This window comes from Peribacillus simplex (genome assembly GCF_030123325.1).
In the GTDB taxonomy this organism is placed as follows: domain Bacteria; phylum Bacillota; class Bacilli; order Bacillales; family DSM-1321; genus Peribacillus; species Peribacillus simplex_D.
On the sequence record NZ_CP126106.1, the window covers coordinates 5,542,450 to 5,554,546 of the forward strand.

The 12,097-nt window shown below is 41.2% G+C and carries 8 protein-coding genes; 4 read left to right on the top strand and 4 right to left on the bottom strand.

Annotation, left to right across the window (positions count from 1 at the left end; genetic code table 11):
- Positions 1–44: 44 nt before the first annotated feature.
- A complete protein-coding gene (locus QNH43_RS26430; protein WP_283916310.1) occupies positions 45–2,051 on the bottom strand; it encodes a penicillin-binding transpeptidase domain-containing protein in 2,007 nt (668 codons plus the stop codon).
- Positions 2,052–2,206: 155 nt separating this feature from the next.
- Positions 2,207–3,643, bottom strand: a complete 1,437-nt coding sequence (locus QNH43_RS26435) for a hypothetical protein (RefSeq protein WP_283916311.1) — start codon at positions 3,641–3,643, stop codon at positions 2,207–2,209.
- Between the two features lie 469 nt (positions 3,644–4,112).
- Here QNH43_RS26435 and QNH43_RS26440 point away from each other — a divergent pair, with 469 nt between their 5' ends.
- Positions 4,113–4,256, top strand: coding sequence for a hypothetical protein (locus QNH43_RS26440; RefSeq protein WP_283916312.1), 144 nt, complete (start codon positions 4,113–4,115; stop codon positions 4,254–4,256).
- A gap of 28 nt (positions 4,257–4,284) precedes the next feature.
- Here the strand turns inward: QNH43_RS26440 and QNH43_RS26445 are convergent, their stop codons facing one another.
- Positions 4,285–4,599: a hypothetical protein gene (locus QNH43_RS26445; RefSeq protein WP_283916313.1), complete on the bottom strand. Its 315-nt coding sequence runs from the start codon at positions 4,597–4,599 to the stop codon at positions 4,285–4,287.
- A 546-nt stretch (positions 4,600–5,145) separates the two neighbouring features.
- Between QNH43_RS26445 and QNH43_RS26450 the strand changes: the two genes are divergently transcribed.
- From QNH43_RS26450 to QNH43_RS26460, 3 genes are all read left to right on the top strand, one after another.
- A complete protein-coding gene (locus QNH43_RS26450) occupies positions 5,146–6,039 on the top strand; it encodes a helix-turn-helix domain-containing protein (RefSeq protein ID WP_076368316.1) in 894 nt (297 codons plus the stop codon).
- A gap of 670 nt (positions 6,040–6,709) precedes the next feature.
- Positions 6,710–8,335, top strand: a complete 1,626-nt coding sequence (locus QNH43_RS26455) for a hypothetical protein (protein ID WP_283916314.1) — start codon at positions 6,710–6,712, stop codon at positions 8,333–8,335.
- Entirely contained in the window at positions 8,328–11,300 is a 2,973-nt protein-coding gene (locus QNH43_RS26460; RefSeq protein ID WP_349654794.1) for a DEAD/DEAH box helicase, read from the top strand. Before QNH43_RS26455 ends, QNH43_RS26460 begins: the two co-directional genes overlap by 8 nt.
- Before the next feature lie 168 nt (positions 11,301–11,468).
- Here QNH43_RS26460 and QNH43_RS26465 read toward each other — a convergent pair whose 3' ends face one another.
- Positions 11,469–12,077, bottom strand: a complete 609-nt coding sequence (locus tag QNH43_RS26465; RefSeq protein ID WP_283916315.1) for a LysE/ArgO family amino acid transporter — start codon at positions 12,075–12,077, stop codon at positions 11,469–11,471.
- Positions 12,078–12,097 lie beyond the last annotated feature (20 nt).

Below are 12,097 nucleotides of genomic sequence, written 5' to 3' on the forward strand. Positions count from 1 at the left end.
ATGCTTGCTGCATTTTCACCCATTTCTGATGGATGACTTTTTCTTTACTTCAAATACTTCTTCAACACCGGTTTCATATGATCGACAACGACATGGCTGCCGCCTCGTCCTTTTACATCTTCCATCATCCATGCCATGAGAAGTTCCGGATCTTCTGTGTCCATGGCAACGAACCAGCCATTTTCTGTTCCGTCAGCATTTTTGGATGCCTTGATTTCGGCAGTTCCCGTTTTGGCAGCGATTTTGATTCCAAGATCATCTATTCCATGTCCGCTTCCCTTAGGATGTTCCACCACTTGTGTCAGCATCTTGGTGACCTGATTTGCTTGGTCTGCTGATATCGCATTCTCTTTCCATATTTTCTTTTCTATTTTATCTCCTGTTATTAACGAAGGTGCCAGGATGTTTCCTTCATTCAAGAATGCTGAATAGGTCATGGCGAGATGTAGCGTGCTCATTTGGACTTGTGCTTGACCATATCCTGCGTCTGCCAAGCGTCCCTCACTGTCGATCTTACCGATGCTCGATGCTTTGATCGGATAATCGTAATTCAAAGGCTCATCAAATCCGAATGCCTTGAGCCCATCTGTGAATTTTTCCTTCCCTAGCCCCAATGCTTTTTGGGCAAAGTAAATATTGTCTGAATAAATTAATGCCTTTTCCATATCGATTGGAACACCGGGGTCCGACACCCTTGTAATGGAATGATCTTTCCATGTCGATTTGGCCCACGTTTTCCCTTGGATATTGATCGACTCTTTCGGATCCACACCATTTTTCAAAGCGATTGCCGCAGTGATGGCCTTAATGGTTGAACCAGGTGCAAACGTCGAACTGAAGCGGTTCAAAAGTGGTTTTTCCGGGTCTTCTTCAAGCGCTTTTTGTTCCGCTTTTGTTATCCCGAAAATATATTTATTAGGATCGAATGACGGACTTGAAACAAGTGCAAGCGTTTCGCCTGTCTTCGGATCAATTGCCGATGCCGATCCGGTTTCGTTCTTATATTGCTCGAAGATATCCTTTTGAAGCTCGGCGTCGATGGTCAAGGTAATTGTTTCTCCCTCTTCGGCAGGCTTTTCAGCAATCACTTTTTCTTCGCCATCTTCGGTTTTAATAAAGATTTTACCGCCAGGTTCACCTTTAAGCCGCGCTTCCAACACTTCCTCAAGACCTCGCTTGCCAATAACGTCACTTGCGGTATAACCTTTTCCTTTCAATTTCTCCAGATCTTCCGCCGATGCCTCACCGACATATCCAATTAGGTGGGCAGTAGCCTCTTTATACGGATATATACGCTCTTCCGTATTATTGACGGATACACCGGCAATGCTCAATAGCTTTTCCATGGTTGCGGTATTATCATTTGACATTTTCTTGATGGGCACGAGATAGCTTGGCTTTACCCATGATTGTTTTAATTTCTGATTCACTTCGTCAGTGGACATATTGAGGATTCCAGCGACCTTTTTAACCGTTTCGGATTCGTTGGCCATTTTCTCTGGCACGATTCCCACCTCTGCCACCGTTCCATTCATGGCAAGGCCGCGTTCATTTCTATCGACAATTTCACCGCGAATGGCCGGATACGATTCAACCGATACCTTCTCTCCAGCTTCCAATTGAGGGAATATATAGCTTTCATCCCACTTGATGTACCAATTTTCTTCCTCGCCCTCCCCTTCCTTGACAAGTGTCGCTTTATGGTCAGAGCTGACTGCACCAGCCATAGTGGACATGTCAACGGTATATGAAAGGCTTACCTTTTCTCCATCTTTATGATTTTTCTCTTCTTTAGGCTGTTTATAGTCCACCTTTAATTGGTCGGCTTCTATGCCCGAATAGATTTTTTCATAACGCTTCGCAAATTCATCCGCACTGATTTCTTTCTTTGTCTCAGGCGACAGATACTCGTACATCTTCGCATAATCCTGTTTATTCCAAAGCTTCGTATATGCCGCAAAGCGATCTTCCGGACTAGGCTCATCCGAGCATCCGGCCAGGAACAATACGCTCATCAACAATAAGCTGGAAACTAAAGCTAGTTTCTTCATGATTTCCTCCTAATGAATAGTTAGAATGATATACCTATAGTTTAGCAAAATATTAGGGGAATGGGGGATTTTGCACCCCGAATTTCTTCATTTTTCTAATTGACCATGTTTTTTCTAATATAAAAGTCCTGTACATAGTGTACAGGACTTTTATATTAAAGCATTCTTTTTTTTCGGCTTTTTTTCTCTTGCAGCCATTTTTTCAAGAAGAAAAAGCCCAAGATGGCCGAAATGACTAGACCGCTTGTCGTAACAATGACAGCTACCCATTCGTATAAGGTGTAATTCATATAAGCTTTCCACGGTAATTTCCCTTTCCAATCTTCAATATATAGATTCATTCCGAATATCCCGGAAACAACCGTATAGATCGTTAGTATTTGCAAGAGGTAATTACTGCTTTTCCCAGACAGTTTATCCTGATTTTGATAAAGGTAGGAAAGTGTTTCCTTCACTTCTCTGTAGAGAGCGGCAATCCTGAAAGTTTCATCCGTTTTTTTGAATAGCTCTTTACCGATTGCCGTACTATTGACTTCAGTGAATAGGTACTTTGCAGAAAACTGAGTGATCATGAAAATCAGCTGTTCCGTATCCGATTGATCTTTTTCCACATCTATCTGGGAATGTTCATGAGCCAATTTAAGCAGTACGATTTTATAATAGAAGAAAAGCAACACTGTATAAAAATGCTGGCCATACATTTCTCTTGCAAGTTCCTGCTCCAGTTTACCTTTCGCTTTCGTGACACACGCAAAATGATACATGCTAGTTATATAATAGGTCTCCTTGCCCCACCTGTCATATACCCTTTCTTGATAATACTTTTCTATATAATCGGGGTTTAATGCGCCTATATATGGCTCACCATCATTGTCATACCCGTTCAGCTCACTGATGCGGAATAAATCATTTTTAGTAATATCACGATTCTCAGGGAATGCAGTATAACTGATCACGTACATTCTTTCATCGATGAAGAAGGGCAGACTGCCAAAATATGTCGGGTTCCCTTGCTCCTCATCCATATATTCCTCAATTGGCGGCAATAGTTCATTGAAGATGAAATCCTTCACCTGTTCATACTGATTTTCCCGACAGCTTACTTTCGTTTTTTCTTCATCATCAGCAATCGGTTCGAGGATTCGGAATGTATCACCAAAATAGAGCACATCGTCATAAGAAAGCCCTTCAGGCAAAGTAATGCGAAGATTCATCATGCCTATATGAAATGGACATATGAAGATATCTATAGAGTTGATAATAAAAGGGGTATTTAGATAGGGTGATTCGAAGGTACAATCAATGTCCAGTTTTTTCGTAAAACGCCGCAAGCCTTCCTTCTGTTTTGCATTACCTGGAAATAAAATCGGCTCGATGTAAGGCATGAAATACTTTTCCAATTTACGATGAGAAACTTTATGGCCACCGTAAAATTGATCTTGTTGTTCCATATCTTTCAAGTTCAAAAAAACGAAATGGTCCTCAAACAACTTTTCCACAAACTTTTCAATCATTTTTCCTTCAAGCGCAAATGGAAAAATGTACTGCTGGAAAGTTCGCTTCGTGGGATCATTCTTCACTTTCATTTCCATAAAATATATTCCTCCGATAAAACTGCTGAAAACAGGTTTAATTCATCTTATTTTCTTATATTTACCCATGTATAGACAAACAAAACGAAACATATTATAGAAATAAAGTGGACAAATTCTCCAAATAAAAAAAATCCCCCAAGCAAGTGGTGCTCGGGGGCCATCGAAAAGAGTTCTTCAACCCTCTTCACTTTAGGGTACTAGAAACTGATGTTTCTAATGAAAAATCCGATATTCGGACCATTTTAGCATTTATTTAACGTATGATAAAACACGAAATCCCTCCATATTTAGGCATTACCACTCATTATTATCTAATTAATCCTTAAATACAGGGATTCACAGAAGAAAATATAACTATAGGAATAATTATGTAATTTTTTCGGTTCATTATTTCTTTCCCTTTATCATGAAAATCATGTTTTAACTAATGAGAAATGGGTAAATAAAAAAGCAAAGGAGAGACATCATGAAATCCGATAGCAATAAACAACACTTTAAATTTTTTGAAAGAACAAATAACGCTAAACCAAGTGAACGGAAACAAATGAGTGATTTCATCAAAAAGAAGATGTATGCTCAAAACTCTCATTTAAATGGTAAAAACTCATGACGGGTTGGATGTCATGAGTTTTTATCGTTTAAAATGCGATTTCATTTCCCTGAAGGTTGTGCTTTACACATTTCTTGATACCGATTACATTCAAAAAATGTTTAATTTTCTTCATCGAGGTTGCCTGATATTCATCTACAATGGAAAACTCTTTAATATAAGCGATTTTTTCTTGTAAATCTGTATCTATATGATCTTGGCTGTATTCTTTTTGATCTGATTTTTTGCATGTGTACACCACAGCTTCACCAATATTCCTGGTTGCCTCATCAAAATAAAAAGAAAACACAATGGCACATTCATCATCGTAAAAAGAGGGTTGAACTTTCATATTAATATCCATCGTTAAACTTACACCTCTCTCCGTTTTGTTATTTACACTATAACAAAATCATTAAAGGGAAATAGGCGTTACAAACTACGCTCACATTTCTTCCACACCTACCAAATGGACCTTACACTCCCCATTCATAGATAATTATAACTACAGGAATATGCTCAAAAGAATAATCATTTAATAATAATAAAAAAACATCTTCTAATGAAGATGCTTGAATGATTGATAAGGAAGCTTCATTGCTTATTTATATAAACCTGGAAGTTCTGCGTAAAGGCCTGGTAATTCGCTTGGGACAATAACAAAAGCAGCGATGATAAGAAAAGATACGACTAATGCTTTAGTACTTTTTTTCATAGGTCATTCCTCCTTTTCTTTAAAAAAATATTGGTTAAAATAGAAAATAATTCTATAGTTATATTTAACCACACTTCTTAAAACCATATATTTCGACTAAAGTTTCTATTTAAACCGTTCAGGACCTGTACATACCGCTTTCACCGATTTTTCATGACAAAATATAACTCTAGGCATATTTTAAGGAGAATCAAAATGGATTTTTTTGCAGTTGGACAAAAGATCAAAGAGCTACGTAAACAAATCGGGCTTTCCCAGGAAGAGTTGGCATCCGGTATTTGTACACAAGCACAGATCAGCAAGATTGAAAAAGGCGATGTCTATCCATATGCATCCACCCTCTACTTAATTTCCCAACGTTTAGGCGTTGATGTAAACTATTTTTTCGATATTGGAATGACCCCTAGGCTGGATTACGTTGAAGAAGTGATTTACCAATTAAAAATAGCCAGAAGAACCCGAAATTATGAGGAAATGCAGCAAATTGTGAAGGCTGAGGAAAACAGTCCCCTCTTTCTTCAGAATAAAAAGAATCATCAATTGATTCTTTGGCACAAGGGAATATATGAATATGAAAAAAATAAAGATTTGAATAAAGCCATAGAATTCATTAATCAGGCCATCGCCATTACTCATACAACCGACAAAATATATTCGGAACGGGAGCTTGAAATCTTAAGCAGCCTTGGTGTAATGTATGTTGCCGAAGAACAGTACGAAAATGCATTCGCCTTGTTAAAGAAAGCTTTGGATCACTTGAAAGCCCTACCCTTTTTGACGGATAAAACGCTAAAGACACGTCTATCCTATAATTTTGGCAGAGTGTTAACACGCCTGGTCCGATACGAAGAGTCCATTGCCTGCTGCCAAGATGCCATAAAGTGGTGCCTCGAACATGATCAATTATATGCTTTAGCAGATTTACACTACCATTTAGGTTACAATTTTGAACTCATTGGTAACTTTGAAGAAGCAAAAGAGTACTTGGAAAAGTCAGCGTTTCTATTCAATTTACAAAAAAACCATACCTTCGTTACATTCATCAACAAAAAGTTGGATAGTTGGAAGAACGAAATGAAAATAAATTAATTCTATATTTTTGGCCATTCCCACGGGAATGGCTCCGGACTGGCAAACTCGATGAAAATCGAGTTTGTCTGCAATTTTTTTAGGTATGCACAAATTGAACATTGCCTTCAGGCACCCGCTCCAGTCAACTTTTTTAAAACTTTTGTATAGAACCCCATTTACCTACAAACTGAGCCATTCACCAGGAATATGTATAATTTCACACGCATCATTTTCAAAACCTCCATTCTACATTTTAAATTCCATGCCAAAATGAAGTATAATAAAGAGATGCTTCAAAAACGCACCTTTAAAAAAGGTTCCAGCCCCTCATCCATTGGTTTTGTGAAGCGTAATGAGGATGAAGGATTTCAGGCATGTTTAACATTAATGCCAGTTATTCCTGTTTATATCCGAACCGCTTATATTCAAGGGGATTTTTGACGATATTGACTTTTACAGGGTTTTTATGAATATACGGATAGAAGCAGTGATGGTTTGTTCGATTAAATGGATTAGAACGTAAAGAGAACGGCCATGGAAAAAGCCCGGCAATCGATCTCGGGATGTAATATATGCACAGCCCCAAAATAACCGGGGCGGGATTACGATAAGCTAAAGAACTGATGGTTCATGATCATAAAAAAATACAATTTTTGGTAAACAGGGCTTGTCCCTGAAGGAGGAGAGTATGGAGCGGGAGTTGTTGTTAGTTGGGGAGCGGCTGGCGGAATTTTTGGAGGCCGGGGATCCGGAAGATTCGGATGTGGTGAATCAAGGGCTCCAGTTATACCGTCAGGGGCTCGTTGATATTAAAGAGGAAGCGGTGGATACGATTGGGGCCGAAGTACAGGATGGGACACGCTTTAAGGCCAGGCTGAATCTGCTCTTCCCTCAGGATGGAAGCTGTACATGTGATTCAAGGTTCATATGCCGGCATCAAATGGCCGTTTTCTTTTCTGCATATTCTGAACACGCTAGTGTTTCCGAATGGCTGAGCGAATGGAAAGCACCAAAAAACACCTCAACTGCCCAAGCACTGCAGCAAGTTAAACGGGCAAGTGAATTACTTAAACAGACGGCGGGGAATTCCATCGTCTTAGATAAAAGCTACCCATCATGGAAGCAATTCGTCAATGATGCCTTTGCGGAACATGTCGAGCCTCATATAGGCGAGGCTACTTATATGATTGAAAACCATATACAAACTTACTTTAAACGCCTTAGCTCAAAAGCTCCAATGGAAAGGGAATGGAAGTTACTTTATCATTTCGTTACGCAATTTTGCACGATGCAGCAGACACTGAGAATGATTCAGCTGCATAAAAGTGAGACGCAAACGATCAGGGTCTTTTATGCACTTGCCGTCGACCTGGCAGAAGAGCTGCATGAATCGGTACAGCCGCTTAGCAGGCAAGCGAGGCCCTTCGCCTTTGATCCCTTCGTTTTCAGCATCAAGGAAGATGTAGCTAAACTACTGGATGGAGGAGAAGGCCTGGAATACGAAAAGATCGACCTCTACCGGGAGATATGGAGCTACTTATTCTCCAATTCCTCATGGCGTAAAGAGGAACTGGAACGAATCAATAAAGTACTTCCCGACAAATATATGGGGACCACCGAGCGGACGTCCTATTCCCTCGCAGCCATTCACCTATCCCTTTTGGAGAGCCATGATAAACAAGCGATTGAGCTTCTTCATGAATTGAAGAAGGAAGCCTGTCCATACATTTTTTATTGGCTGAATCTCCTGGCTGAATCTGACAACCGATCACGTGCCATCCCTTTCATTGAATTCATCAATAATAATGTCCAGGAATTCCTTGCCGGTTTATCCGATTATTATAAACGGGTAGATTTCGTCCGAACGTTCACGACTTTAATTAACAGTTGCTGTTATAAATTGAAACGGACCGATTTGCTTGAGAAATTTTACAGGGCCACCCTTCCGCACAGCTATTGGAACTATGCAAATTTCCTTTTTGAACAGGGACAATATAAAAAATGGGTGGAGATGCATATTTACTCAGAAATCAGCATTGACTTAATCAGCAGTGAATCCATCAAAGAAGTGGTCTCAAAAGAACCGGAACTAATCCTGCCACTTTATTATCATGCGGTCCAGGAAAAGGTTTCTTTGAAAAACCGGCCTGCTTATAAGCAAGCTGTCCGTTATTTGAAAAGGATGCGCACCATTTATAAAAAGAGCAAAAAGGAAGACGTATTCGATCGTTATATACTTTATGTAGCAGATTCAACCAAACGGCTTCGCGCTTTCCAAGAAGAACTAAAAAGGGGTAAGCTTATCGATGTTTAATCCAGGGAAATTAAAAATCAAAATAGCGGCTCTCGAAAACGGAACTTACGCCCTTGGTGTCGTCAATGAAGAGAATACCTTCCTCACTACGAATTATATACGCAGGCTGTTATTCAACTGGGATGACGCAAGCTTTTATGGTACTAAAATGACTACTGATATAGTGGATGGAAATCAAGTATTCATTCTTGACGCTTGGGGACTTCTCAACTGTTTTGCTAGGGAAAGCTTTAACTCCTTCATAGAATGGGAATGGTCCGAGTTATCCTCCCTTTGCCTGTCAGCAGCGCCCGTTCTTCATGAATCCATTGAAGCGGGAATCCCCGTACCGGATTTCACTAATCTTCAGTCGGACTCCATCGGCTGGAGGCTGCCGGAAGAAGTGGAAGAGGAATTCGTCCCTTCCTTTTGGGAAGAAGAAATATCTTTGGATCTCCCTTCACCTGAAATGGAAACCAACCGTACTTTTATCGAAAAGTGGTATAACGGTGCCGCTAATATGTATTTAAAAAACTATTCACCCATGCAGCATAAATGGAGCGAAGCTGTTGGGGCATTAAAGGATACACGACTTTCTCCCGAAGAATTGCAGGCCTTTTTTGACAAAGATAGCTGGCAGGAATGGCTCGGTACCCTGCCCGATCCCAAGCCATTCACTATAGGTCTCCGTTTAACTGAGCCTCCTGATGGCAATGGGCCTTGGATACTCGATGTTACCCTTCGTTCAAAAAGGGATGAGAATATCATTGAAACATATACAGGAAAAAAACTGCCGCGCGGCTGGAATAAGTATGCAAGTGAAGTGGTGCGTGCTACGAAACGCTGGCAACTCGTCGTGCCATGGCTCGGGGAGAATGGCCGCCTGAAAAGGGAGATTTCGGAAACGGATGCATGGGAGTTCTTGACCGACGCAAGCGAAAAGCTCCTGTTTCTTGGCGTCGAAATTCTCCTTCCATCGTGGTGGCTTGCCTTGAAAGAGTCCTCATTGAAGGTCAAGGCGAAAGTGAAGAGCCAATCGAACCGCGGCCCGTCTTATGTCGGGTTAAAAGCTTTAATGGACTTTGATTGGCGGTTCTCATTAAATGGCAAAGAGCTCACCGAGGCGGAGTTCGAGGAGCTCGTCAATGAAAAAAGGCGGCTTGTCTTCATTCGCGGCCAATGGGTCAAGCTTGATCCAGCTTTCATTAAACAAATTCAGGAGCTGATGGAAACAGCTAATGAAAAAGGAATCCAATTGACTGACTTACTGCAGCAGGAACTGTTGAATGGCGTAAATGAAGATGGCGGTGACGATTCTGAAAACGGCGAAATGCTACGGATTCAATTTGAATTGAACCAGGAGCTCCGTAAAATGGTTGGAAGACTCCGGGAAACCAAAAACATATCCATCCTGCCCGTCCCTAATGCACTTCAAGGTGATTTACGCCCCTATCAAAAACTGGGCATGAGCTGGCTCCTTTTTTTAAGGGAGCATGGTTTTGGTGCTTGTCTAGCCGACGATATGGGACTTGGAAAAACCGTCCAGATGATTGCCTACCTACTTCATGTGAAAGGCAAAGAAGGAGCCGGTAAAGAGCTCCCCACTGCCCCCAGGGACGAACAGAAAAGTGAACCGATCATCGTCGAAGAGGATAGCAGCGCAGAGAGCAGTGATGAGGCTGAGGTCATTGCCACTGCCCCCGAATCCGTCTCTGTACAATCGGCGCTCATCGTCTGCCCGACATCAGTTCTAGGCAACTGGCAAAAGGAATTGGAAAAATTCGCACCATCACTTAAAGTTCACCTTCATTACGGATCGAATCGTGCTAAAGGTGAAGCATTTACTAAACTGGCAGCCGATCATGATATTGTCTTAACATCATATGGACTGACCCACCAAGATGTGGCTGAACTGACCACCATCCATTGGAGCAGCGTTATCCTTGATGAAGCACAAAACATCAAGAATGCCCAAACAAAACAATCCAAAGCGGTCCGCAAGCTAAACGGCAGACATCATATCGCCTTATCGGGTACACCGATGGAAAACCGTTTAAGTGAGCTGTGGGCGATTTTCGACTTCATCAACAAAGGTTACCTCGGAACGCTAGGTCAGTTTCAGGAAAAATATGTGGCGACCATTGAGCGTGATGAACAGAAAGATAAAATTAAAGAATTGCAGCGTTTGATACAGCCCTTCTTGCTTCGCCGTACAAAACGCGATAAAGAAGTCGCTCTTAATCTTCCGGATAAGCAAGAACAAAAGGAATTCGTACCGCTTACCACCGAGCAAGCATCGTTGTATGAACAACTGATAAAAGATACATTCACTGATATCGAACAACTGTCTGCCTTTGAAAGAAAAGGCATCATACTCCAGATGCTGAATAAGCTCAAGCAGCTTTGCAATCATCCAGCTCTTTACTTAAAAGAGACGGAAAAGGAAAACATCATGAAGGCCCCTAACCGATCAGGCAAACTCGAGAAGCTGACCGAGCTTATCGATGCTGTCCGCGAACAGGATGAAAGCTGTCTCATTTTCACGCAATATATCGGGATGGGCAATATGATTAAAGAATTGCTGGAAAAAAGATATGGCTTTGAAGTGCCATTCCTGAACGGGAGTGCAAACAAGAAGCAGCGTGATGAAATGATCACCCGATTCCAAGATGGGGAATTCCCCATCTTCATACTCTCGTTGAAAGCAGGCGGCACTGGACTTAATCTTACAGAAGCGAACCACGTGATTCACTATGATCGCTGGTGGAATCCAGCTGTTGAAAATCAAGCCACCGACCGTGCTTACCGAATTGGACAACAGCGTTTCGTTCACGTTCATAAGCTAATCTGCACAGGGACCCTGGAAGAAAAAATAGACCAGATGCTTGATAAAAAGCAAGCCCTGAACGACGAGATCATCAGCAGTGACAACTGGATCACCGAACTTTCCACAGAGGAAATCAAGGACTTGGTCGCTCTTCAATAACCCGCTCTCACGATATGTAGATGAATGAGGGCAGGTAGTCAGCTTATCAGGACAAAAAAAGGGAGAATGCATATATGATATGCATTCCCCTTTTTTTATAAATAAGCGTCCTGTAAATTTTCAACCCTTGAATGCCTGGCATGGTCTAGTTTGATACGTTTATCTGATTCAAAAAAGCGATTTCACCATATAGAGAGCTGTGATCCAAATGATGATTGCAGAAATTTTATTTAATATTCCAAGGAATTTTCCGGATGTATCAACCTTTTTCAGCAATCGCCCCGCAAGACATAATCCATGGAACCAGCACCATGACACAAAGATGCACGTTATGGTGAATATCATTTTATCTTTCCCAGAATAAACTAGTGAGCTCGAACCGATTACACCTATCGTATCCAGGATTGCATGCGGGTTCAGTAATGAGACTGATAGAGTAAACACAATTTGCTTTTTGGTCGACATCTGCATGGATTGGGCACCTGACTGTGAATTAGATTTGGCAAACCAAATCTGAAAACCCATATACAATAAAAATATAACTCCGATTATGATCAATGTAAGGCGCAACCAATCGTATTGCATGACAACCAACGAAACACCTAAAATGGCCAGCAGAATGAGCATTGTATCACAAATTGCAGCTGTGATCGTGGCTGGCAACGCTTTTTTTATTGTAGGTTGGATTGCTCCTTGATTAAAAATGAATACATTTTGCACTCCCAACGGAAGTATCAGGCCTAATGCCAATAATAATCCATGAAAAAATGGCCCCATACGAATACCCCCTCCCTTCA

Coding starts and splice junctions, on each gene's coding strand:
- QNH43_RS26455 (WP_283916314.1), top strand. CDS start 6,710: ATGGAGCGGGAGTTGTTGTTAGTTGGGGAGCGGCTGGCGGAATTTTTG.
- QNH43_RS26440 (WP_283916312.1), top strand. CDS start 4,113: ATGAAATCCGATAGCAATAAACAACACTTTAAATTTTTTGAAAGAACA.
- QNH43_RS26445 (WP_283916313.1), bottom strand. CDS start 4,599: ATGGATATTAATATGAAAGTTCAACCCTCTTTTTACGATGATGAATGT.
- QNH43_RS26465 (WP_283916315.1), bottom strand. CDS start 12,077: ATGGGGCCATTTTTTCATGGATTATTATTGGCATTAGGCCTGATACTT.
- QNH43_RS26450 (WP_076368316.1), top strand. CDS start 5,146: ATGGATTTTTTTGCAGTTGGACAAAAGATCAAAGAGCTACGTAAACAA.
- QNH43_RS26435 (WP_283916311.1), bottom strand. CDS start 3,643: ATGGAAATGAAAGTGAAGAATGATCCCACGAAGCGAACTTTCCAGCAG.
- QNH43_RS26430 (WP_283916310.1), bottom strand. CDS start 2,051: ATGAAGAAACTAGCTTTAGTTTCCAGCTTATTGTTGATGAGCGTATTG.
- QNH43_RS26460 (WP_349654794.1), top strand. CDS start 8,328: ATGTTTAATCCAGGGAAATTAAAAATCAAAATAGCGGCTCTCGAAAAC.